Annotated in this window: 17 protein-coding genes and 1 pseudogene; 8 read left to right on the top strand and 10 right to left on the bottom strand. The window is 67.3% G+C overall.

The annotated features are described in order from the left end of the window. Nucleotides 1–74: 74 nt before the first annotated feature. The 4 genes and pseudogenes from BM052_RS14915 to BM052_RS14900 all read right to left on the bottom strand — a co-directional run bounded on the left by BM052_RS14915 (nucleotide 75) and on the right by BM052_RS14900 (nucleotide 3,156). On the bottom strand, nucleotides 75–1,280 hold the full coding sequence (locus BM052_RS14915; RefSeq protein WP_177198502.1) for an NADH-quinone oxidoreductase subunit D: 1,206 nt from the start codon (nucleotides 1,278–1,280) through the stop codon (nucleotides 75–77). Nucleotides 1,281–1,473: 193 nt separating this feature from the next. Then, nucleotides 1,474–2,100, bottom strand: a pseudogene (locus BM052_RS14910) (NADH-quinone oxidoreductase subunit C); the annotation flags it as partial. A gap of 115 nt (nucleotides 2,101–2,215) precedes the next feature. Next, nucleotides 2,216–2,785, bottom strand: coding sequence for a NuoB/complex I 20 kDa subunit family protein (locus BM052_RS14905; RefSeq protein WP_177198501.1), 570 nt, complete (start codon nucleotides 2,783–2,785; stop codon nucleotides 2,216–2,218). After that, complete coding sequence (locus BM052_RS14900) at nucleotides 2,782–3,156, bottom strand: NADH-quinone oxidoreductase subunit A (protein ID WP_091148160.1); 375 nt, start codon at nucleotides 3,154–3,156, stop codon at nucleotides 2,782–2,784. Before BM052_RS14900 ends, BM052_RS14905 begins: the two co-directional genes overlap by 4 nt. Nucleotides 3,157–3,541: 385 nt before the next feature. On the opposite strand from BM052_RS14900, the gene BM052_RS14895 reads away from it, so the two are divergent. Beyond that, nucleotides 3,542–4,735 carry an acetyl-CoA C-acyltransferase gene (locus tag BM052_RS14895; RefSeq protein ID WP_091148158.1) on the top strand — a complete coding sequence of 398 codons (1,194 nt, stop codon included), beginning with the start codon at nucleotides 3,542–3,544 and terminating at the stop codon, nucleotides 4,733–4,735. Between the two features lie 313 nt (nucleotides 4,736–5,048). Here the strand turns inward: BM052_RS14895 and BM052_RS14890 are convergent, their stop codons facing one another. Both BM052_RS14890 and BM052_RS14885 read right to left on the bottom strand, forming a co-directional pair. Beyond that, the gene (locus BM052_RS14890) at nucleotides 5,049–7,595 is read right to left on the bottom strand and encodes a penicillin-binding protein 1A (protein WP_177198500.1); all 2,547 of its coding nucleotides are present in this window, start codon (nucleotides 7,593–7,595) and stop codon (nucleotides 5,049–5,051) included. 95 nt (nucleotides 7,596–7,690) lie between these two features. Then, nucleotides 7,691–8,560, bottom strand: a complete 870-nt coding sequence (locus BM052_RS14885; protein WP_091148156.1) for an N-acetylmuramoyl-L-alanine amidase family protein — start codon at nucleotides 8,558–8,560, stop codon at nucleotides 7,691–7,693. Between the two features lie 603 nt (nucleotides 8,561–9,163). On the opposite strand from BM052_RS14885, the gene BM052_RS14880 reads away from it, so the two are divergent. The 4 genes from BM052_RS14880 (at nucleotide 9,164) to aroQ (ending at nucleotide 13,831) form a co-directional block, all read left to right on the top strand. Beyond that, complete coding sequence (locus BM052_RS14880) at nucleotides 9,164–12,028, top strand: Rne/Rng family ribonuclease (RefSeq protein WP_091148154.1); 2,865 nt, start codon at nucleotides 9,164–9,166, stop codon at nucleotides 12,026–12,028. Nucleotides 12,029–12,418: 390 nt separating this feature from the next. Then, nucleotides 12,419–12,856: a holin family protein gene (locus BM052_RS14875; protein WP_091148152.1), complete on the top strand. Its 438-nt coding sequence runs from the start codon at nucleotides 12,419–12,421 to the stop codon at nucleotides 12,854–12,856. 96 nt (nucleotides 12,857–12,952) lie between these two features. Then, entirely contained in the window at nucleotides 12,953–13,294 is a 342-nt protein-coding gene (locus BM052_RS14870) for a hypothetical protein (RefSeq protein WP_091148151.1), read from the top strand. A gap of 99 nt (nucleotides 13,295–13,393) precedes the next feature. After that, on the top strand, nucleotides 13,394–13,831 hold the full coding sequence (aroQ, locus tag BM052_RS14865; protein WP_091148149.1) for a type II 3-dehydroquinate dehydratase: 438 nt from the start codon (nucleotides 13,394–13,396) through the stop codon (nucleotides 13,829–13,831). 57 nt (nucleotides 13,832–13,888) lie between these two features. On the opposite strand, the gene BM052_RS14860 is transcribed toward aroQ, so the two are convergent. Beyond that, nucleotides 13,889–15,400 carry a M28 family peptidase gene (locus BM052_RS14860; RefSeq protein WP_091148147.1) on the bottom strand — a complete coding sequence of 504 codons (1,512 nt, stop codon included), beginning with the start codon at nucleotides 15,398–15,400 and terminating at the stop codon, nucleotides 13,889–13,891. A 383-nt stretch (nucleotides 15,401–15,783) separates the two neighbouring features. Between BM052_RS14860 and BM052_RS14855 the strand changes: the two genes are divergently transcribed. From BM052_RS14855 to BM052_RS14845, 3 genes are all read left to right on the top strand, one after another. Next, nucleotides 15,784–16,653, top strand: a complete 870-nt coding sequence (locus BM052_RS14855; protein ID WP_091148145.1) for a KPN_02809 family neutral zinc metallopeptidase — start codon at nucleotides 15,784–15,786, stop codon at nucleotides 16,651–16,653. 109 nt (nucleotides 16,654–16,762) lie between these two features. Continuing rightward, nucleotides 16,763–17,398: a hypothetical protein gene (locus BM052_RS14850; RefSeq protein ID WP_255406175.1), complete on the top strand. Its 636-nt coding sequence runs from the start codon at nucleotides 16,763–16,765 to the stop codon at nucleotides 17,396–17,398. Nucleotides 17,399–17,438: 40 nt separating this feature from the next. Beyond that, nucleotides 17,439–18,587: an alpha-hydroxy acid oxidase gene (locus tag BM052_RS14845; protein WP_091148144.1), complete on the top strand. Its 1,149-nt coding sequence runs from the start codon at nucleotides 17,439–17,441 to the stop codon at nucleotides 18,585–18,587. 134 nt (nucleotides 18,588–18,721) lie between these two features. Here BM052_RS14845 and creD read toward each other — a convergent pair whose 3' ends face one another. From creD to BM052_RS14830, 3 genes are all read right to left on the bottom strand, one after another. After that, nucleotides 18,722–20,161, bottom strand: coding sequence for a cell envelope integrity protein CreD (gene creD / locus BM052_RS14840; RefSeq protein ID WP_091148220.1), 1,440 nt, complete (start codon nucleotides 20,159–20,161; stop codon nucleotides 18,722–18,724). A 223-nt stretch (nucleotides 20,162–20,384) separates the two neighbouring features. Then, nucleotides 20,385–22,031, bottom strand: a complete 1,647-nt coding sequence (locus tag BM052_RS20385; RefSeq protein WP_091148143.1) for a M56 family metallopeptidase — start codon at nucleotides 22,029–22,031, stop codon at nucleotides 20,385–20,387. Continuing rightward, a complete protein-coding gene (locus BM052_RS14830) occupies nucleotides 22,028–22,426 on the bottom strand; it encodes a BlaI/MecI/CopY family transcriptional regulator (RefSeq protein WP_091148141.1) in 399 nt (132 codons plus the stop codon). Before BM052_RS14830 ends, BM052_RS20385 begins: the two co-directional genes overlap by 4 nt. Between the last annotated feature and the right edge of the window lie 20 nt (nucleotides 22,427–22,446).

Raw genomic sequence — 22,446 nt, 5'->3', positions numbered from 1 at the left:
TATATCATTGCGGCAAGGCATGCGCAGCAAGCCGGCATCCTGCGCGATCATCTGCTCGGCGATTGCGAGGCGGCTCACCGATCACACTCCCCGAACACCACGTCGATCGCGCCCAGGATCGCGGTCGCGTCCGGCAGCATGTGGCCCTTGGACATGAAGTCCATCGCCTGGAGGTGACTGAACGCGGTCGGGCGGATCTTGCAGCGGTAGGGCTTGTTGCTGCCATCCGCCACGAGGTAGACGCCGAACTCGCCCTTGGGGCTTTCGGTGGCGACGTAGACTTCGCCCGCCGGCACGTGGAAGCCCTCGGTATAGAGCTTGAAGTGATGGATCAGCGATTCCATCGAACTCTTCATCTCGCCGCGCTTGGGGGGGGAGACCTTGCGGTCGTCCGAGGCGATCGGGCCTTCGGGCATCTCGGCCAGGCACTGCTTCATGATCCGGGCCGACTGGCGCACTTCCTCGACGCGGACCATGAAGCGGTCGTAGCAGTCGGAATTGGTGCCGACCGGGATCTCGAAGTCCATGCGGTCATAGACGTCGTAGGGCTGGCTCTTGCGGATGTCCCAGGGGATGCCGGCGGCGCGGATCATCGGGCCGGAGAAGCCCCAGGCCACCGCGTCCTGCTTGGAAACCAGCGCGATATCGACATTGCGCTGCTTGAAGATGCGGTTGTCCACCACCAGGCTCATCGCGTCCTCGAACAGGGTCGGCAGGCGCGTGTCGAGCCAGTCGGCGATGTCCGTCAGCAGCTTGAGCGGCACGTCCTGGTGCACGCCGCCGGGGCGGAACCAGGCCGAGTGCATGCGCGCGCCGCTCGCCCGCTCGAAGAAGTTGAGGCAGTCCTCGCGAATCTCGAACAGCCACAGGTTCGGCGTCATCGCCCCCACGTCCATCACGTGGCTGCCCATGTTGAGCATGTGGTTGCAGATGCGCGTCAGCTCGGCGAACAGCACGCGCAGATATTGTGCCCTGGGGGGCACGGGCAGGTTCAGCAGCTTCTCGATCGCCAGGACATAGCTGTGCTCCATGGCGAGCGGCGAGCAGTAATCGAGCCGGTCGAAATAGGGCAGCGCCTGGAGGTAGGTCTTGTGCTCGATCAGCTTCTCGGTGCCGCGATGGAGCAGGCCGACGTGCGGATCGATGCGCTCGATCACTTCGCCGTCCAGCTCCATCACCATGCGCAGCACGCCGTGCGCGGCGGGGTGCTGGGGGCCGAAGTTGATCGTGTAGTTGGTGACGACCTCGCCCTCGGTGGTGGGCGACTGTTCGAGCTGCATGCTCACTGGACACCTCCCGGGACCAGCCCGTCACCCTGAACTTGGTTCAGGGTCCATGTCACCGATTGACCGGTGGTAGCGTGAAATGAACTGGCTGCTTGGCTTGTTTGCGAACCGAGGGGAACCACGATAGACCCTGAAACAAGTTCAGGGTGACGGTGAAGAAGCATGGAAGTCATATCTTCTCTCCCCCCGCCTTCTCATCGCCCGGCAGCACGAATGCGGCATCTATTTGGCCAGCGCCTTCCCAGGGGCTCATGAAATCGAATGTGCGCAGATCCTGCGCCAGCTTCACCGGCTCGTAGACCACGCGCTTGTCCTCCTCGGAATAGCGCAGCTCGACATAGCCGGTGAGCGGGAAGTCCTTGCGGAACGGGTGGCCTTCGAAGCCGTAGTCGGTGAGGATGCGGCGCAAGTCCGGGTTGCCGGCGAAGATCACGCCGTACATGTCGAACACTTCGCGTTCCAGCCAGCCGGCGTTGGGCCACAGCGTGGTGACGGTGGGCACCGGGGTATTCTCCGCCGCGCCCACCTTCACCATCAGGCGATGGTTCCTGGTCAGCGAGAGCAGCATGTAGACGACTTCGAAGCGCTCGGCCCGCGAGGGGTAATCGACCCCCGCGATTTCCATGAGCTGCTGGTACTCGTGCTCGTCACGCAGCAGGCGCAGCGCGTCCTCGATCCCGTCGCGCGCGACGGTGAACACCAGCTCGCCGTGCTCTTCCCTCGCCGAGAGCAGCATGACGCCGAGCGCGGCCGAGAGGGTTTCGAGCACGCCCGCGTTGGAGGCGAACCTGGGGGCGGAATGGAGGACGGTCATGCCAGGCTCCAACCCTTGCGCCCGGCCTTCGACAGGCTCAGGCCGAGCAGGGTCGATGCTTTTTCCACAACAAGGGTCCGCTCATCCTGAGCTTGTCGAAGGATGCTCACGAAACTCACCTCTCCACCGTGCCGATGCGGCGGATCTTGCGCTGAAGCTGCATCACGCCGTAAAGCAGCGCCTCTGCGGTCGGCGGGCAGCCGGGGACGTAGATGTCCACCGGCACGATGCGGTCGCAGCCGCGCACCACGCTGTAGCTGTAGTGGTAATAGCCGCCGCCGTTGGCGCAGCTGCCCATCGAGATGACGTACTTGGGTTCCGACATCTGGTCATAGACCTTGCGCAGCGCCGGGGCCATCTTGTTGCACAGCGTGCCCGCCACGATCATCACGTCCGACTGGCGCGGGGAGGCGCGCGGGGCGGCGCCGAAGCGCTCCATGTCGTAGCGCGGCATGTTCACGTGGATCATCTCCACCGCGCAGCACGCCAGGCCGAAAGTCATCCACCACAGCGAGCCGGTGCGGGCCCACTGGAACAGTTCCTCGGTGCTGGTGACAAGGAAGCCCTTGTCGGACACTTCCTGGTTGAGGTCCTTGAAGAACGCCTGGTCGGGCGGCGCGATCGCCGTGCCCGAAAGCGGCTGTCCGGCGGAGTTCACGCCAAGAATGTTGTTTGCGGTGCTCATTCCCAGTCCAGAGCTCCCTTCTTCCACGCATAGGCGAGGCCGACGGCCAGTTCGCCCAGGAACACCATCATCGTTCCCCAGCCGGTCCAGCCGGTGACGTCCAGCGAAACCGCCCATGGGAACAGGAACGCGGCTTCAAGGTCGAAGACGATGAACAGGATCGCCACCAGGTAGAAACGCACGTCGAACTGGCTGCGCGGATCCTCGAAGGCGGGAAAGCCGCACTCGTACTCGCTGTTCTTCTCGGCATTGGGCTGGTGCGTGCCGGTCAGCGAGGCGACGCCCATCGGCAGGAACACGATCACCGCCGAAAGCAGGAGGGCAATCACCAGGAATATCAGGATCGGCAGGTATTGTGACAGATCAGTCAATGGTCTCTGGCCTCATACCGGGTGCGGCTTGCCGGACTCGTGCCTGGTGCGGCGTCCGGTCGTCGGGCGCGCTCTTAGGCCAGCCCTAACCCCGCCGCAAGGTGTCCGAGTGGATTAATCGGACCATCTTCATTGCATTGCAACACGGCTTGCGCATGCTGGCGCAATAATTTTCGCGGATGGCAATCGGCCGCCGGTCCATGGCCGATTGCCGTCCGGCACCGGAGCGGCCCCGGCGCTTGCTCCGGGGTCGACAAACCCCGGGCCGACCGGGTCCCGCCCACCCCAAAGGGCCATCCCGGAGGGGGTTCGGTCATTGCAATAGCGCCATCGCGACATTATCCGATCCTCAGCCGTCCAGTTTTCAGCGTGAAAGGCATTTCCCATGGCCCAGATCTCGTCATCCGACCCGATCGTCATCCTCTCCTACGCACGAACCCCGATGGGCGGCATGCAGGGAGCCTTCGCCGAGGTTTCGGCGACCGACCTCGGCGCGACGGCGGTCAAGGCGGCGGTGGAACGCGCGGGCGTTTCGGGTGAGGACATCGAGCGCATCTACATGGGCTGCGTGCTCCCGGCCGGCCTCGGCCAGGCCCCTGCCCGCCAGGCCGCGCTCAAGGCCGGGCTGCCCAAGTCGGTCCAGGCCACCACCGTCAACAAGGTCTGCGGCTCGGGCATGCAGACGGTCATCATGGGCGCGGAGGCGCTGGCGGCGGGTTCGCTCGACCTGGTGATCGCCGGCGGCATGGAATCGATGACCAATGCCCCCTACCTCTCGAAGAAGCACCGCAGCGGCGCCCGCATCGGCCACGACACGCTTTATGACCACATGTTCCTCGACGGGCTTGAGGACGCTTACGAGGGCGGCTCGATGGGCTCCTTCGCGCAAGTCACCGCCGACGAGTACCAGCTTACCCGCGATGCCCAGGACGAATACGCGATCGAGTCGCTGCGCCGTGCGCAGGAAGCGATCGCCTCCGGCGCGTTCAAGGACGAGATCGCGCCCGTCACCGTCAAGACCCGCAAGGGCGAAGTCGTGGTCGATGTCGACGAGCAGCCGGGCAAGGGCAACCCCGACAAGATCCGCACGCTCAAGCCCGCCTTCGCCAAGGACGGCACCATCACCGCCGCCAGTTCCAGCTCGATCTCGGACGGCGCCGCCGCCATGGTCCTGACCCGCCGGAGCGTGGCCGCCGCCAAGGGCCTCGTTCCGGTCGCCACCGTCGTCGGCGTCGCCGCGCATGCGCAGGAACCCGCCAAGTTCACCACGGCCCCGGTCGGCGCCATCGCCAAGCTGATGGAAAAGACCGGCTGGCAGATCGCCGATGTAGACCTGTTCGAAGTCAACGAGGCCTTCGCCTGCGTCGCGATGTTCGCGATGCACGACCTCGGCATTCCGCACGACAAGGTCAACATTCACGGCGGCGCCACCGCGCTCGGCCACCCGATCGGCGCCTCGGGCACCCGAATCATCGTCACCCTTATCAACACCTTGAAGGAAAAGGGCCTGAAGAAGGGCGTTGCCAGCCTGTGCATCGGCGGCGGCGAGGCGACGGCGGTGGCGATCGAACTGGCGTGATCCGCACGCCTTGGCTAACGCCCTGGATTGCCGCGATCTTGTCCTTCTTCATACCCTCAACTTGTTTAGGGCAATCCGATACCAAGTCTCTTTGAGCGAGACTCATCCCTCCCCCCCCCCCTTTGCCCCTTCGTCGCCCGCGAGGTGGCGAAGGGGAAGCGGAACGGGAGTTCCGATCAGTGATGCCTGGTATGAAGCAAAACCCGTTCACCCTGGGCTTGTCGAAGGGTGGGCTTGTCGAAGGGTGTTGCCCCCCGCGGCGCGCTGGCGCCTCCCTCACTCCCCTCAGTACGGCCCCCTCAGTACGGCCCCGTCAGTACAGCCCGCCCTGCTCTTCCGCGAAGTCCTGCGTGTCGGCCCCCGAGGCGCGCGCCATCGCCGCGCCATGTTCCTGGCGGGCCTGCCGGATTTGCGCGACAAGGGCGTCGCGGCGGCGGGTGAACTCGTCCTCGGCGGTGTACTGGCGCGGCTCGGTGTCCGGCTTGAAGGCCTCCCAGATCACCGAAGCCTTCACATCATCGCTGGGCTCGACGCCCATCACCCGCTTGCCGGTGACTCGATCGATGCGAACCATGCGGATGCCGGGCGGCGCCAGCAGCGGCCGCGAGCTCCAGCGCGGACGCGTCGCCAGCACGACGTCCTTGAAGATCGGCGCCGAGATGCGCCCGCCCTGGGCATAGCCGCCCAGCGATCGCGGCGCGTCGTAGCCGACATAGACGCCGCCGACATAGTCCTGATTGCCGCCCATGAACCACACGTCGGTCGGTCCGTTGGTGGTGCCGGTCTTGCCGAACAGCGGCAGGTCGAGATCGCGCAGGCGCACCGCGGTGCCGCGGATGACCACGCCTTCGAGCATATGGACGACCTGATAGGCGGTGCCCGCATCGATCACCTGCTTGCCCTTGCGATCGATGCGCGGCATCGGCTTGCCGTCCCATTCGGGCATGTTGCAGGTATCGCAGCGGCGGCTGTCCGCCCGCCAGATCACCTTGCCGTTGCGGTCCTGGACATAGTCGATAACCGAAGCCGGGAATTGCACGCCATTGTTGGCCAGCGCGGCATAGGCGTTGACCATGCGCGAGACCGTGGTCTCGCCCGCGCCCAGCGCGAAGGAGAGATAGGCCTTGTAGTCGCCGATGCCGACATTGCGGAAAGTCTTGATGACGCGCGGCATGCCGGTGTCGCTGGCGATCCGCACGGTCATCAGGTTGCGCGACTGTTCCAGGCCCCAGCGCATCGTGTGGCTGCCCGAGCCGCCCTCGTTGCCGAAGTTCCGGAAGCATTTGTTGCCAAGGCCGGCGCCTTGATAGACGCAGAACGTGCCGTCGAGCACCTGGGTGGCCGGCGTCATGCCGTACTGCAATCCCGTTGCGTAGACGAAGGGCTTGATGGTCGAGCCGGGCTGGCGCTCGGCCTGGACGGCCCGGTTGAACGATGCCAGCCCGGAATCGAAGCCGCCCTGCATCGCCAGGACCCGCCCGGTCGCCGGCTGTTCCATGACCATGCCGCCGGAGACTTCCGGTATGGTCCGCAGCGCCCAGGTTCCCGCCGAGACCGGCGCCGCCGCGACGAGATCGCCGGGCCTCGCGTTGTCGGCGATCCCGATCAGCGCGGCGATGTTGCCGTCCGGAAAACCGATGCGCCCGGTGCCGTCCGACTTGTCGAGGATGACGCCGACCCGCCAGTTCTGGTAGTTTATCGACTTGTTCGCGACGATCAGCTGCGACTGCCAGTTTTCCAGGTCGTTGAGATGCGCGATCGGGCCCGCCCATCCGCGATTGCCGTGGTAGTTCAGAAGACCCTTGCGCAACGCGTCCTGCACCGCCTTCTGCAACGGCGCATCGAGCGAGGTGCGCACCCACAGGCCGCCGGCATAGACGCTGTTCGGCCCGTCCTCGGCCTTTTCGCCATAGTGTTCGATCAGGCGGCGGCGCACTTCCTCGACGAAGTAGCCGTTGGCCGGGTCGTAAACCTCCGCGCGGCGCGGGATCAGGCCAAGCGGCTGGGCCTTGGCCGCGTCCGCCTCGGCGCGAGTCGCCCAGCCGTTGCCCACCATCTGGTCCAGCACCCAGTTGCGCCGGGTTATGGCCAGGTCCTCGTACTGCTTGCGGCCATAGCGTTCCGGCGCCTTGGGCAGGATCGCCAGGAACGCCGCCTCGTGCAGATCCAGATCGCCCACGTCCTTGCCGAAATAGGCGCGTGCCGCCGCCTGGACGCCGAAGCTCTGGCGGCCGAGCGGGATTTCGTTGAGATAGAGTTCGAGAATCTGCTGCTTGGTCAGCACACCCTCGATACGGCGGGCCAGGATCATTTCCTTGAGCTTGCGGGTTACAGAATACTCGTCGCCGATGAGGATGTTCTTGGCCACCTGCTGGGTGATCGTGGAGCCGCCCTTGGCCCGCCCGCCGGTGCCCAGCTTGGAAGCATAGTCCACCGCGGCACCGGCCAGGCCGGTCAGGTCGACGCCGCCGTGAGTCCAGAAAGTCTTGTCCTCGGCCGAAAGGAAGGCGTTGATGAGCGGGCGCGGAAAATCGACGAATCGCAGCTGCACGCGCCGTTCGCGGGCATAGCTGTAGACGATCTCGCCATCGATGCCGCGCACCATGGTCGGCAGCGGCGGCTGGTATTCGAGCAACCTGTTCGCGTCCGGCAGGTCGCGGGCCAGCACGAACCAGAACCCGGCCAGGCCGGCCAGCCCCGCCATGCCCAGATACGTGAAGCGGCGCAGCCACTTGCCGCCGCGCCAGGCGCGCCGGAACGCCGCCATCCGGCCGGTGGCCTCGCGACGAATGCGGAAGCTTGCGTCTTCGGGCGGCTGGTCGCCGGGGTCGGTGCCGGGATTATCGGTCGCGTCGCTCATTGCGCCAGCCCTCTAGCACGCCCGTTTCCCCCAAGGCCAGATCGAAGCGCGAAAATGCGGCGGGCGGCGGGGGGCGGCGGCGGACGGCGATACATTCAGGCGCCGCTGTTGCGCGCGAAATAGACGCGGATCGCGCGCGCGGCAGCCTCCGCCACGGTATTCTGGCCCTGCTTCGAACGCAGGAAGGCATAGTCCTGCGCGTTGTTGATATAGCCGGTCTCCAACAGGATCGAGGGGATGTCCGGCGCCTTGAGCACCGCCAGCGCCGCGGTTTCCACCCGGTCATGATGCATGCCGATGCCCGCTTCCCGCAGTTCGCGCAGCATGAGGTCGGCCAGTTCGGTCGAGCCCGCCTGCGCGCCGCGCTGCGAAAGGTCCAGCAGGATCGCACCGACACCGGCGCTGGTCTGCGAAAGCGCGACGCCGTTGACCTTGTCGGCCCCGTTCTCGCGCTCGGCGAAACGTTCGGCGGCCTCGCTCGAACCCTTTTCGGACAGCACGTAGATGCTGGCCCCGCGCGCCAGATCGCTCTCGGCGCTGTCGGCATGGACGGAGATGAACACGTCGGCGTTCAGCCGCCTGGCGATGTCGGGACGGTCGCCGAGCGAAATGAAGCGGTCGGTTTCGCGGGTCAGTGCCAGGCGCACCCCGCCGCCGGCCAGCAGCCGGTCGCGGATCGCCAGCGCGATCGCCAGCGCCACGTCCTTTTCCCGGACACCTTCCATGCCCGCGCCCGGATCGAAACCGCCGTGTCCCGCGTCGATCACCACCAGCGGGCGGCTGGCGTCCGCCGGACCATCGACCCGGGGCAGATCGACCGGCGCGTCCGCGCTCGGCAGGTCGAAGCGCACGACGTAGTCACGGTCGCCTTCCGCCATGCCGATCGTCCGGTTCAGCACGAAAACCGCGACCAGCAGCGCCAGGGGCGCGGACAGGATCAAGGCCAGCTGTATCGTGCGCGACATTTCGCCGCCCTGACTAGGTGCGTATGCCGCAACCGGCAATCCCGCCCCCGGTCGGTTCCCACGGTTTTCGGCAAGGAAGTGGTAACCATGATCGGCCTAAAACCACTTTAGGCAAGTAACTTGCCGTTGGCGGCCTTGAATGCTAGGCCAATTCGATCCGGGGCCAGGCAGCCTTCGGTCCTCGCAATCCGGACAGGCATCACCAGATGACACCGGGCAGGACCGGCAGGCCGGAACCCGGGCCGTCGATACCGGAAAATCCGTTTCCGGGTCCGAACAGGTTGATGCGAGCCATGAGAAGCCAATTGCCGCCTTGCCAGCCGACGCCCGTAGGGGCGTGGGCGGTCTGGCCGCAATTTTCCGCGTGTCCGATGTCGCCACGCGATCTTCCTCTCGCAGTCACGCCCGCTGCCCGCCGGGCAGCCGACACGTTAGCCGCACAAGGGGCGCTGGATTGCCCCGTTTTCATGCACACCCGTGCCAGGAACCCGAAGAACCTCGCCGCATCGCGCCAGGCGTTCATCCTGCCACGGGACATTTTCGAACAGAACCGCGCCACCCAGGCTGATCCGGCCGGGACCAGGCGCGTATGGAGATCAAGTAATGGCAACGCGCATGCTCATCGATGCGCGCCACCCGGAAGAAACGCGGGTGGCGGTACTCAAGGGAAATCGCATTGAAGAGTTCGATTTCGAATCGACCGAACGAAAGCAGATAAAGGGGAACATCTATCTCGCGAAAGTGACGCGCGTGGAGCCTTCGCTCCAGGCGGCTTTCGTCGATTTCGGCGGGAACCGGCACGGCTTTCTCGCCTTCAGCGAAATTCATCCCGACTACTACCAGATCCCCCGGGAGGACCGCGAGGCCCTGCTGGCGGAAGAAGCCGCCCATGCCGAGGAGGAAGCCGCTCTGCGCGCCAGCGAGAGCGACGAGGAGGACGAGGATGGCGCCTCCGACGGCGAGGATTACGGCGATGACGGCGGCCTGACCGAAGTCGATACTTCCGAGAAGGATCACGTCTCCACGATCGAGGCCGGCACTGTCGAGAACGGCTTCGACAACGGCGAAGGCGAGGAAGACAGCGAAGGCGGCGAGGAATCCGAGGATCGCGGCCGGCGCGGCCGGCGCCGCCAGGGCAGGCCCTCGGGCCGCTCGAAGGAGGCCGACGAGCTGCGCGCCAAGCGCATGGCGCTGCGCCGCCGCTACAAGATCCAGGACGTGATCCACCGGCGCCAGGTGCTGCTGGTCCAGGTCGTCAAGGAAGAACGCGGCAACAAGGGCGCGGCGCTGACCACGTACCTGAGCCTCGCGGGCCGTTACTGCGTGCTCATGCCCAATTCCAGCCACGGCGGCGGCATCAGCCGCAAGATCAGTTCGGCCACCGATCGCAAGCGCCTGAAATCCATCATTTCCGAGCTCCAGCTGCCGCGCAGCATGGGCTGCATCGTGCGCACCGCCGGCCTCCAGCGCACCAAGACCGAGATCAAGCGCGATTTCGACTATCTTGCCCGCCTGTGGGACGAACTGCGCGAAAAGACGCTCAAGTCCGCCGCGCCCACGCTGATCCATTCGGACAGCGATCTCATCAAGCGCGCGATTCGCGACATCTACAACCGCGATATCGAGGAAGTCGTGGTCGAGGGCGAGGAAGGCTACCGCGCCGCCAGGGACTTCATGAAACTGCTCATGCCCAGCCATGCGCGCAAGGTGAAGCCCTATTCCGATCCCGTGCCGCTGTTCCAGCGCCACGGCGCCGAGGACCAGCTGACGGCGATGTACGATCCGGTCGTGCAGCTGCGTTCGGGCGGCTACATCGTCATCAACCCGACCGAGGCGCTGGTCTCGATCGACATCAACTCGGGCCGCGCCACCAAGGAGCACGGCATCGAGCAGACGGCGGTCGCCACCAACCTCGAGGCCGCGCAGGAAATCGCCCGCCAGCTGCGCCTGCGCGACATGGCCGGGCTCGTCGTCATCGACTTCATCGACATGGAATACGGATCGAACGTCCGCAAGGTCGAGAAGGCGATGAAGGAAGCGCTCAAGAACGACCGCGCGCGCATCCAGGTCGGCCGCATCTCCAGCTTCGGGCTGATGGAGATGAGCCGCCAGCGCCTGCGCACCGGCGTGCTGGAGGCCACGACGCGCTCCTGCCCGCACTGCGACGGCACCGGCCTGGTCCGCACCGCCAGTTCGGCCGGCCTCGCGGCGCTGCGCCTGATCGAGGACGAGGCGGCCAAGGGCAAGGGCGTGGTGGTCTCGCTGTTCGCCTCGACAGAAGCGGCGATCTACCTGCTCAACGCCAAGCGCGCCGACCTTGCCGACATCGAGGCCCGCTACGGCGTCGTCGCCGAGGTGATCCCCGAGGGTGAGAACGAAGGCGCGAAGATGCGCGTCGTCTCTTCCGGCCCGCCGAACGAATTCGTGCCGCGCTTCGACCCGATCGCCGACGAAGTCGAGGATGAGGACATCCCCGACGAGGATGAGATCGAGAACGAAGACCTTCGCGAACGCGCCGAAGAGGACGGCGAAACGCCCGGCGAAGGCGCAGCCCGTCGCAGCAAGCGGCGCAAGCGCCGCCGCGGCCGCAACCGGGATCGCGGGGACGAGCAGACCCCCGGCGAAGTCGGCGAAGGCGAGGACGAAGCCGCCGAAGAGGAGGATGCTCCGGGCGAGGCCGAAACCGCGGAAGACGAGGATGCGGAAGCCCCGCGCAAGCGCCGCCGCCGGGGCGGACGCCGCAGGCGGGGTCGCCGCGCCGGTGAGGAAGAGGGCGAGAATGCCGTCGTCGGCGAAGCCGAGGGCGAGGTAGCGGGGCAAGCCGCCGCGCCGGAAGCGCCTGCCGAACCCGAAGCCGAAAGCGTGACCGGGGAAGCCCCGGCCAAGCCCAGGCGCGCGCGCCGCAAGAAGGCGGCAGCGGCCGAGCCGGTCGCCGAAGTCCCGGCCGGGGAACCCATGGTCGAGGAACCCATGGCCGAGGAACGCGCTGCCGAGGAAGCCCCGGCCAAACCGAAGCGCGGCCGCCGCAAGAAGGCGGAAGGGGCCGAAACCCCCGTCGTGACGACCGGCGAAGCGGCCGTTGAGGACGCGCCTGCCGAGAACGCGCCTGCCGAGGACGCACTGGCCGAGGACGCACTGGCCGAGACGGCACCGGCCAAGCCCAAGCGTGCCCGTCGCAAGAAGGCCGACGAAACCGCCGTGGCTCCGGAAGCTCCGGCGGAGGCCGCGCCCGCCAAGCCCAGGCGGTCACGGCGCGAGGCGCCCGCCGAAACCGTTGTGGCGGCCGAAGAAGCGCAAGCGGCGTTCGAACCCGTCGCGGAAGACGCTTCCCCGGCGGCTCCCGAAGCGGCGAACGACGTGAACGGCGGCACCGACACCGCCACGGAAGCCACCGCCGAAGGCGCCGCGGAAACCGAGGACCGGGAATCGCCCCGCCGCGGCTGGTGGCAGCGCACCTTCGGCAACTGACGAAGGCGGATCGCCGAAAGATCGAGGGCTCCCCGTCACCGCACGGGGGGCCCTTTTCCTTGTCCCGAGGGCCAGGAACCCGAAATCGGGATCAAGACCCGCCCACCCCGAATCTCACTGACCTGAACGAACGGGGCGGTTCGCGTTCTCGGTCCGAAGCTTGATGCCAAGTCTCTTGAAGCGAAGCTCACCTTCCCCCTCGTCGCCCGCGCCGCCTGCGGCGGCTCGCAATTGACCAAGGGAGAGATGAGTCTACTCAAAGAGACTTGGCATGCGGCGCCGCAAGAGCCTCTGACCGCCGGTCGTTCGAGCCATTTTCGTAATTAACTATTTCCTACACGAACCGATTTGGTTACAACACTCCCGAATAGCCCATCGGAGTGTTCGCCCATGCCACTGCTCGATTCGATTCTCGGCCCCATCGCTCGCCTCCTCGCTCGGCCCCTCGCGCGGATCATCGACCAGGTCGTTCCCGATCCCGAGGCGCGCGATCGCCCCAAGCCGGTACGGGCCGGGCGCCGCGGCCCGCGGGAACGGGAAATGCCGCAAACCGGCCTTTCCCCGCTCGTCGCCGAGGCGAGCTCCCCCGATCCCTGGACCAGCCGCGCGCGGCCGGGCTTTCTCTACGTGATGTACGCGATGATCCTGTGGGCGCTGCCGATGGGCCTTGTCAGCGCCTTCAGCCCGGATACCGCGCGCGCCATAGCCTCGGGCATGACGGCCTACCTGAACGGCATTCCCGAGCCGCTCTACGCGCTCTTCGGCACCGGATACCTGGGCTATTCGGCCATGCGCCAGTGGGGCAAGGTCAAGGGCTCGGATCGCTGAAACCACGGGAATTCCGCCCATGATAAGGAAACGCTAAGGCTTTTGACATAGGGAATTCCTGAATTTCCGCGTTCCGGCATGCGAGGAGCCCCGCTGATGTTTGGTAAGATCGCACGCGTCGCCCTGATCGTCACCCCGGCCCTTGCACTGATGGCCTGCGGATCGTCGCACGAAGAGGAAATGGCCAAGCAGCTTTCCGAGGCCAAGGCCACCGCCATCGAGGAAGCCGCCGCGCGCAAGGCCGCCGAACGCGAGGCGGCGGCGCTGCGCGCCCGGGCCCACGACGCCGCGCTGGCCGACTTCTATGCCAACGAGGGCGGCGACGAGGCCGAACCCGCGCCGGACGCCGACCAGCCGGCGGACGCGGGCGAACCGCCGGCGGACGATGCGCCGCCGAGCAACCCGGGCGCCCCCCAGCCGGTGGCGGCCGGCGCCTGACCGGGGTGGCTGCCGGCCGCACGGCGCGGCTTGCGCCCTCCTCCGCGACCGCTAAAGGTCATGCCACTCGCTCACCTGCGCGCCCGGGATATCTCAAGCATGGCAACCAAGCTGGTCTATGTTCTCAACGGCCCGAATCTCAACCGGCTCGGCAAGCGCGAGCCCGAGATCTACGGTTCGCAAACCCTCGACGATATCGCGGCCATGCTGGTGGCGCGCGGCCAGGCGCTGGGCTGCGGGATCGAGATGCGCCAGTCCAACCATGAAGGCCACCTGGTCGACTGGCTGCATGAAGCACAGGACGAAGGCGCGCATGCCGTGCTGCTCAACGCCGGCGCCTATACCCATACCTCGGTGGCGCTGCTGGACGCGATCCGCGCGATCACGGTGCCGGTGATCGAGGTCCATCTCTCAAACCCGCACACGCGCGAGGATTTCAGGCATCGGTCGTGGGTGGGCATGGCGGCGAAAGGCACCGTGGCCGGTTTCGGCGCGAACAGTTACCTGATGGCGCTGGAGGCGGCGGCCGGATTGTAGGCGGCTCGCAAGGGGGGAGACGGTCTCACTCAAAGAGACTTGGTATAAGATCGGGTATCACTTGACGTTCAGCGGCACCCGCCGGGGATCGGCGAACCATCGCCCCAGCGCCGTCAGCATCTTCACGTCCTCCACTACCCCGCCCAGTTGCAGCGGGCGCGAAAGGTGCGCGAGGTCGTCGCTCGGGCGGTGATAGTCACTGTCGAAGAAGGCGCGCATGCGGTCCATGTCGCCATAGGCGGTAGTCACCATCACCGCCGGGATATCGTGCTGGAGCAAGGCCCAGCCGTCCTGCCGCTTGACGTATTCGTTGGCCTCGTCGCTATCGCGCAGCTTGACCCGTTCGGCCTTGGCAACCCGGGCGATATCGGCATCCAGCCCGGTCATGCCCCGGCCGACGATGGCGAAGGGCGTTCCCCTTGGCGCGATCGCGTCGGAATCGATGTTGAACGCGGCGACGATGCGGTCCAGCGGCAAGGGCGGATTTTCCGCGAAGGCATGCGTGCCCAGCAGCCCGAGTTCCTCGGCGGTGGTGGCGAGGAAATAGACGTCGCGATCCATCTGCGGAACGCGCGAAAGGCGGCGCGCCACTTCGGTCAGCGCGGCGACGCCGCTCGCATTGTCGATCGCGCCGTTGCAGATCACGTCCTCCGCCGGCGGCTCGCCGCACTCGCCGAAGTGATCCCAATGCGCCAGGAACAGCACGGCGCCGCTCTCCGGATGGCGGCCGGGCAGCTTGCCGATCAGGTTGTGGGTGCGGACCGTCGTCTCGCGCGTATTGGCTTCGAGCGAGGCCGTCATGTCAAGGACGATCGGCGCGAAGCCCGGACTGGCCGCCGCCTGCTCAAGATCGGCCAGCCTATGCCCGGTTCCCTTGAGCAGCATTTCCATCGATGCGCGGCCGATGAAGGCCTCCAGGTCGCCGCCCAGCGAATCATCGGCCAGCGCATAGCCCGAACGCTGTCGCCGGGCGGCGACTTCGGCGATGCTGCGGCCTCCATCCAGCACCGTCAACACCGCCGACGCCCCCATCGCCAGCAGCTCGTTCTGCCGTTCGCTGTCGGGCGTATCGCCGTCGAGCACGACCGCGACGCGGCCGGCAAGCTCGTTGCGCGAGAAGTCCAGGCCGCGCGCGCGGCCCACGAACAGCAGCGGCGCGTCGCGTACCAGGCTGCGCTTGCCGGAGGTCAGCACCAGCACGTCGGGCGGCGAGAGGGGGGTCCGGAACCCCTTGCGCAGGAATTGCGCGGCGGAAGCCGCCGGCTCGCGCGCGACCAGCAGGACCGGCGCGAACCATTCGTTGCCGGGATCGTGGGTGCCGGAAACAAGGCCGATGTCGTACCATTGGCGGCCGAGGTAGCGCAGCGTCTTGGCCTCGCCCTCGGTCCCAGGTTCGCGGCCGTCGAAATCATCGCTCGCCAGCACTTCGATATGCGCGCGCAGGCGGGCTTCGAGTTCGCGGTCGGCGCGGTCCGGCGCGGCGGGAGATGGCGCGGAAAACGCCAGCAGCGCGCACAGCGAAGCCAGCCCCACCTTGCCTACCACGCGTGCCGCCGGACCCGAACTCATCGAACCCACTCTATACGACGAATTTCCGCCGCGCTCGGGAAAATTCGCGGGGGATATCGCGGCAAACGATATCGATTGATCCGCGAACGGCCGAGCGGCTAGAGCGACGATCACGAAATCCGGATATGACCAAGTCTTTTGGAGCGAGACTCAATCTTCTCCTTTCGTCCTTCTCCCTTCGCCGCCTCGCGGGCGGCGAAGGGAAGGGGAACAAGAGATTTTATATGAGATCCACTCGTCCTGTCGAAGGACGCTGGCGCGGCGCCGGGGCCAGCTCCCTTCGACGGGCGTGGGGTGAGCGGGGATGGAGCGGATTTTGAACGCGATGCGCCGGGCGCGCGGAACGGCTCGAACCCCGCCGGGCCATGAAAGGACTGCGAACGATGCGATTGAACAGGTTCGATCCCGGCAACATCCGCGTCAGCCAGGGCGGCGGGGGTTTTCCCGGCGGCGGCGGCGGCAAGCTGGGTTGCGGAACGCTGGTGATCGCGCTGATCGGCGCATTGGTTTTCGGGATCGACCCGGGCCAGATGCTCGGAACCATCGAGGGTGTTCAGCAACAAGGGCAGAGCTCTGCCCCGCAGCCGCAGGATGCCTCGACCGACCCGAACACCGTCTGCACGCGCAATGCCTATTCGCTGGAATCCTGCAATGCGCTCGATTCGCTCAACCGCACCTGGCAGCCCCTGTTCGCGCAGGCCGATATTCCCTTCGAGCAGCCGATGCTGCGCTTCTACGACGGCGCCGACCGGTCCGGCTGCGGCGCCGCGCAAAGCGCGATGGGGCCGTTCTACTGCCCGGCCGACCAGGGCATCTACATCGACACCAGCTTCTACGACCAGCTCGACCGGCAGCTCGGCGCCAAGGGGGACTTCGCGCGCTATTACGTGATCGCCCATGAATACGGCCATCACGTCCAGCACCTGCTGGGGCTCGACAGCCAGGTTCGCGCCGCCCAGCAGCGGGACCCTTCGCGGGCCAATGCGCTGCAGGTGCGGATGGAACTGCAGGCGGACTGCTATGCCGGCGTCTGGGCGGGCAAGCACAAGGACCTGATCGATCCGGGCGACATGGAGGAAGGCCTCGGCGCCGCGAGCGCGATCGGTGACGATGCGCTGATGCGCGGCGCCGGCCAGCGCGTCACCCCGGAAAGCTTCACCCATGGCTCGAGCGCCGAACGCATGCAGTGGCTCAAGCGTGGAATCCAGACCGGGAACGAGGACGCCTGCGATACGTTTGCCCAGGAGAACTGACCATCGTGCACCGGCGTCGTGAACCGACGCCGCGGCGGATGTCGGCGCAACCGGTGTGGTGGGCGCTTTTCCCTCCGGGCCGGCAACGCGGTCCGAGGCAAACTGGAGAATGAACATGCGCCGCCTGCTGCTGTGTACCGCCGTCCTGGTCTCGCTGACCGCCTCGCCCGCCCTCGCCCGGCAGCAGGACAAGCCCATCACCGATCGCGATCCGGACGCCACGGATGTCGCCAAGACACCGATCACCGACCTCAACGTCGGCCGTGACAACGAGATTCCGCCGCTGCTGACCGCCGCCGTCGCGCGGCCCTATGCGCTCGAGGGCCTGGGCAAGTGCCGGCAACTGGCCGCCGCGGTCCAGGCGCTCGACGACGTGCTGGGGCCGGACATCGACCTGCCGCAGGAAGAGCGCGATCGCATCAGCGGCGGCCGCGTCGCCAAATGGCTGGTGACCTCGTTCATCCCGTTCCGCGGCCTGATCCGCGAAATTTCCGGCGCCAACGACCAGGATCGCAAGGTCAATGCCGCGATCCAGGCGGGACTGGCCCGGCGCGGCTTCCTCAAGGGCGTGGGCGCGGCCCGGCGCTGCGGTTATCCGGCCGCCCCCGCGACGGCCGAAATCATCAACGCCCGGCGCCATGAACTGGAAGCCGGGGACGAGACCCGCCCCGCCAAAAGCGCGCCGCCGGCGGGCGGAGGGAACGTCACGTTCACCTCGCAGCCGGTCGTGCAATCTGTGCCCTAGATGCAATTGCAGTTGGCGAACGACGTGCTAAAGGCGCGGCATGCGCCTAACCGATTGCCACAACATCGCCGATTTCCGCCGCCTTGCCAAACAGCGCCTGCCCTGGCCGGTGTTTGACTATATCGACGGCGCCGCCGACGACGAACTGACCAAGGCGCGCAATACCGCCGCTTTCGACCAGGTGGACCTCGTGCCCAACGTGCTGGCGGGCGTTGCCGAGATCGATCCCTCGGTCACGGTGATGGGCCGCAAGTCCGCCCTGCCCCTGATTCTCTCCCCCACCGCGCTGCAACGCGTGTTCCATTGGCAGGGCGAGCGTGCCGTCGCCCGCGCGGCGCAGAAGTTCGGCCTGTGGTTCGGCATCTCCAGCCTCGCGACGGTCTCGATCGAGGAGATCGGCGCGATGGGTGACAATCCCAAGATGTTCCAGCTCTACGTCCACAAGGACAAGGGGCTGAACCGCTCGATGATCGAGCGCTGCCAGGCCGCGAAATTCGATGCCATCGCGCTGACGGTCGATACCATCGTCGGCGGCAAGCGCGAACGCTGCCTGCGCTCGGGCTTCTCCTCGCCGCCGCGTTTCACGCCTTCCTCGGCGCTGTCCTACGCGATCAAGCCGCGCTGGGCGCTCGACTACCTGCTGCGTGAGAAGTTCGCGCTGCCCAACCTGGACACCCACGTCACCGCCGGCACCGGCGAGGCGATCAGCATCCAGGGCTATTTCACCGAGATGCTCGACCAGTCGATGGACTGGAACATGGTCGCGTCGATCCGTGAACAGTGGGGCGGCACTTTCTGCCTCAAGGGCGTGATGAGCGTCGCCGATGCCCGCCGCGCGGTGGAGATCGGCGCGGACGCGATCATGATTTCCAACCACGGTGGCCGCCAGCTCGACGGCAGCCGCGCCCCCTTCGACCAGCTGACCGAGATCGTCGACGCGGTGGGCGGGCAGATCGAAGTGATCTGCGACGGCGGCGTGCGGCGGGGCACGCACGTGCTCAAGGCGCTGGCGGCGGGCGCCACCTGCGCCTCGGGCGGGCGGCTCTACCTCTACGCGCTCGCCGCCGCCGGCCAGCCGGGGGTCGAACGCGCGATCGGCATCTTCGCGGAAGAGATCGAGCGCGACATGAAGCTGATGGGCGTCACCCGCGTCGACCAGCTCACGCGCGAAAGGCTGCGCTGGCGCTGAACGGGTCGCCGGCGCCGCGAACGGGGCTGGCGCATCACTTAGCCGCCATCTGGTATTAACCCGATCCCGCTCACCCTGAGCTTGTCGAACGGTGTTGCCCCACAGCGTCTCGGCGTGAACGTACCGCCCCCGGATCACGCATCCGGCTCGGTTCGCGCATGCCGGCCCACGCTGGCCCAGTCGACGTTGCGGGTGGCGTACATGACCCCGGCGAGCGCCACGAACAACAGCACCGAGCCGATCATCAGCGACCAGGCTTCCAGGTTGAGCAGCACGAACAGCAGCGCATAAAGCCCCACCAGCAGCGCGCCGATGAAGCGCGCGCGCTTCCAGCTTCGCAGCACCGCCGCGCTATAGGCGGTCAGCAGGCCGATCACCGCGCCGCTCGCGGCGAGATAGGCGGCGGTGAAGCCGATCACTTCGGCGAAGGCCAGCAGCAGCACGAAGAACAGCACCAGCCCCGCGCCGGTCAGCAGGTACTCGACCGCCGCCACGCGCGCGCCGCCGACCACGTCGAACAGCAGGAACGCCAGGAACGTGAAGCCGATGAACAGGAAGCCGTATTTCACCGAGCGATCGACCTTGGAATAGAGATCCACCGTCTCGATCAGACTGACGCTGACCGCGCGGGCGGGACCGCCGACGACCTCGCCGGCGCCGCCCGCCGCCGTGCCCACGGCGGAGGGCGCCGTGGCCTCTCGAATGGCGTAAGTGCCCGTGTCCTGCGGCACGCCAAGGTCCTCCATCGCCACTGGCGGCTGGCCGAGCGCCAGCTTGTCGACCGCGTAGCCGGCCTTGAAACCCTTGTCGGAAACCTGCGGCTTTTCAGGCAGGAAGGCGCCCTCGAAGCTGGGGCTGGGCCAGGACGAGGAAACCTCCCAAAAGGTCGATCCACCGCGCGGCACCAGGCTGATGGTGCGGCTGCCGCGCAGGCCGAAGCCGTAGTCGACGGTCAGCTTGCCCAGGCCGTCCCAGTTCAGGAACGCGAAGAAGCCCTGCCCGCCCGAGGCCGCCGGCCCCTTGCCCGGCTGCACTTCGAGCCATTTGCCGTTGGCCGCGATCCTGCCTCCGGTGGTGAGGCCGCGCGCATCGGAAGCGCCGATCCGCAGCTCGGCGCGATCCCACATCAGCCGCTCCCGCGTGACGCCGAAGCGGGCGAGATCGGCCGGCAGGGCGAACACCGCCCTGCCCTGCGTCCGCGCGGTGAAAAGCACCGAGCGGTAGATCGACTTGCGCCGCTCCTCCGGATCGATCCGGGTCGAAACCCGATTGCTCACCGGCGAGACGTAGAGCAGTTTTTCCACTTCGACCACGCGGCTGACCTGCTTGCCGTCCACGATCTCGTTCTGGGTCTGGGTGGTGCGGAACGGCACGACCATGACCGGCCCAGACAGCACTTGCGCCCCGCCCCATCCCGCGTTGATCGCGCTCTGCGCCGTCTCCGACTGGCTCTGCCGGTCATAGACCAGCGCATAAGTCATCAGCAGCGGCACGATCAGCACCAGGCTGACCAGTCCGACGAAGAGGAGCTTCATGCCGGGCGAACGCTCGCGGCGCGGTGGTTCTTCCGCCATGTCCTCTTCCCTTTCCATTCAGCGCGTCCAACGCACGGGCTGGCGTAGATCGACCATCCCGTCTTTCCGCTGGCTGAACGCATAGCAGGAAAGGCGAATAGCCGCGACACGGCCCGCCAGGATCCCGGTTCGTGCCGACCGTCCTGGGCCGCTGCCCCGTTTTCACCGTATCGCAACGACGACGGGCAAGGGTTTCGGAGTCTCGATCGATGACCTTACGATATCAATCGTAACTTTCGTGCGCCTCGCGCCGCGCATCGGCGATCTCGCGGTCGAGATCGGCGAGAATCTCGGCGCGCACCCGGGCGTCGAGGTCGCGGTTCGAAGCGATCGAAGCGCGGGCCGAGCGCAGGGCATCGACCGCCGCCGTCATCGCCGCCCGGGGCTTTCCGGTGCAGATCACGACGGCGGCCTGCGATCCGTCGCGCTCGGAGCGTGAATCGCGGCGACCATCGGCGGGGCAGCCTTCGTCCAGGACCATTTCCCGTACCTGCTCGCGTCCGCCCTCGTTGCTGACGATGCGCACGATCCTGTGCTTGCCCTCCACGATCTCCTCGACGCGCGGCGCGCGGGCTTCGACCGTCCTGCGCCGGGCATCCGCGATGCGGCCCTGCTCATCGGCATGGCGGATCATGCGCGTCTCGACCGAAATCCTGGGCTCGGCGGGAGGGGCGGGAGGAGCCGGAGGCGCGGGTGGGACCGGTGGGACGGAGGTGTCGCCGCCGTGCGACCATTCGGGGAGCGCGGGCGGTTCCGGCGCCGGCGGCGGCTGCGGCGCTTCGGCCACCGCCGTGTGACCATGCGCCAGGGGTGCGGCAGGCGGGGCCGGGGCTGCGGGAACCGCGGATATCCCGGCAGGTTCCGGCTCCTCCACTTTGTCCGTGGTCTTGTCCATCGCCGCATAGCTGACGGTCGCCGTGGCCGGCACGGTGACGACAGCGAGGGCGAACAGGCAGCGGGCCAGCACGCGGCGCGCCGTGCTCACGTCCTTGCGCGCAAGCGCCTTGAGGCGGTGGATGATCGGCTTCTCGCCCGACAGCGGCCCGGCCATCGGCGCGATCAGCGCCAGGCCCGTGCCGCCGGCGAACGAGGCGATCAGGCTGCCGTACCGAACCTTGTCCTCGCCCCCGCGCCCGGCCATGACCCGCGCGTCGCAGGCGGCCTCCTGGTCGCTGCGCAGCGCGCGCCATGCCGCCCAGCTCAGCGGGTTGAACCAGTGCAGCGCGAAAAGCGGCTGCATGGCGAACAGCGCCAGCAGGTCGCTTCCCGCGTGGTGCTCCAGTTCATGCGCGATCGCGAGGTCGGAGATTTCGGAATCGACCGAGGCCAGGAAACCGCTCGGCAGGGCGATGATCTTGTCGAACACGCCAAAGGCCAGCGGCGCCGCCGCGGCCGGGCTTTCGACGATGCGCACGTCCCCTGCCCGCGCGACCAGCCGCGCGTCCCGCATCAGTTCGCGCCGCATCGCCTGGTAGCCGATCACGCGCCAGGCCAGGAACAGCGCCGCGCCGCCGAGCCACAGGGCCAGCAGCAGCGCGGTCCACGGCACTTGCGCCAGCAGGCCGGGATCGGCCGGGGTGGCCTGGGGCAAGGCCCGGACGAAAGCCGACTGGGCGACGACCGGAAAAGCCACCGCCTCGGCAGGGACACTGCTGGCCGAGGCGGTGATCGGCTCCACGCCGAACTCGAGACGCGGGACCAGGCCGCGCGGCAGCGCCAGCGGCGGCAGCACCAGCCGGATCATCGGCAGGGCCCAGAGCGCATAGGCCGCGCCGGAGCCGAACCAGCGCCCCACCGGCTTGCGGACAAGGAGCACCAGCGCCAGCAGCGCGCCGGTCATCACGAGCGTATCGGTAAGCCATTCGATCATGACTTGAGCTCCTTCAGCAGGGCCTCGATCTCGGCAATGTCATCCTGGGTCAGTGCTTCGGCCCGCGCAAGATGCGCGAACAGCGGCGCCGCGCGCCCGCCGAACAGGCGATCGACCAGGCGCCGGCTCTCGGTGCCGACATAGTCGGACCGGGCGATCCTGGGCGAATAGAGAAAGCGCTTGCCGTCCGGCTCGGTGGCCAGGGCCTGCTTGACGACCAGCCGCGAAAGCAGCGTCTTGACCGTGGCGAGGCTCCAGCCGCGCGGCCCGCAGACCTCGTCGCAGACTTCCTGCGCGGTAAGCGGCGAGCGGCGCCACAGCGCCTCCATCACCGCATGCTCGGCATCGGAAATGCGCTCGGGCTGCTCGGATGTTTCGGACACTCGGCACTCCATCGTCTACATACGTAATCGAC

The organism is Novosphingobium sp. CF614, from assembly GCF_900113255.1.
GTDB lineage: Bacteria > Pseudomonadota > Alphaproteobacteria > Sphingomonadales > Sphingomonadaceae > Novosphingobium.
This window is presented reverse-complemented; position numbering and strand designations above follow the sequence as displayed.

Bases quoted from the DNA above. Each gene is read 5' to 3' on its own strand.
- BM052_RS14875 (WP_091148152.1), top strand. From the start codon at position 12,419: ATGCCACTGCTCGATTCGATTCTCGGCCCCATCGCTCGCCTCCTCGCT.
- BM052_RS14890 (WP_177198500.1), bottom strand. From the start codon at position 7,595: ATGAGCGACGCGACCGATAATCCCGGCACCGACCCCGGCGACCAGCCG.
- BM052_RS14885 (WP_091148156.1), bottom strand. From the start codon at position 8,560: ATGTCGCGCACGATACAGCTGGCCTTGATCCTGTCCGCGCCCCTGGCG.
- BM052_RS14855 (WP_091148145.1), top strand. From the start codon at position 15,784: ATGCGATTGAACAGGTTCGATCCCGGCAACATCCGCGTCAGCCAGGGC.
- aroQ (WP_091148149.1), top strand. From the start codon at position 13,394: ATGGCAACCAAGCTGGTCTATGTTCTCAACGGCCCGAATCTCAACCGG.
- BM052_RS14870 (WP_091148151.1), top strand. From the start codon at position 12,953: ATGTTTGGTAAGATCGCACGCGTCGCCCTGATCGTCACCCCGGCCCTT.
- creD (WP_091148220.1), bottom strand. From the start codon at position 20,161: ATGGCGGAAGAACCACCGCGCCGCGAGCGTTCGCCCGGCATGAAGCTC.
- BM052_RS14895 (WP_091148158.1), top strand. From the start codon at position 3,542: ATGGCCCAGATCTCGTCATCCGACCCGATCGTCATCCTCTCCTACGCA.
- BM052_RS14850 (WP_255406175.1), top strand. From the start codon at position 16,763: ATGAACATGCGCCGCCTGCTGCTGTGTACCGCCGTCCTGGTCTCGCTG.
- BM052_RS14905 (WP_177198501.1), bottom strand. From the start codon at position 2,785: ATGAGCACCGCAAACAACATTCTTGGCGTGAACTCCGCCGGACAGCCG.
- BM052_RS14880 (WP_091148154.1), top strand. From the start codon at position 9,164: ATGGCAACGCGCATGCTCATCGATGCGCGCCACCCGGAAGAAACGCGG.
- BM052_RS14915 (WP_177198502.1), bottom strand. From the start codon at position 1,280: ATGCAGCTCGAACAGTCGCCCACCACCGAGGGCGAGGTCGTCACCAAC.
- BM052_RS14830 (WP_091148141.1), bottom strand. From the start codon at position 22,426: ATGGAGTGCCGAGTGTCCGAAACATCCGAGCAGCCCGAGCGCATTTCC.
- BM052_RS20385 (WP_091148143.1), bottom strand. From the start codon at position 22,031: ATGATCGAATGGCTTACCGATACGCTCGTGATGACCGGCGCGCTGCTG.
- BM052_RS14860 (WP_091148147.1), bottom strand. From the start codon at position 15,400: ATGAGTTCGGGTCCGGCGGCACGCGTGGTAGGCAAGGTGGGGCTGGCT.
- BM052_RS14845 (WP_091148144.1), top strand. From the start codon at position 17,439: ATGCGCCTAACCGATTGCCACAACATCGCCGATTTCCGCCGCCTTGCC.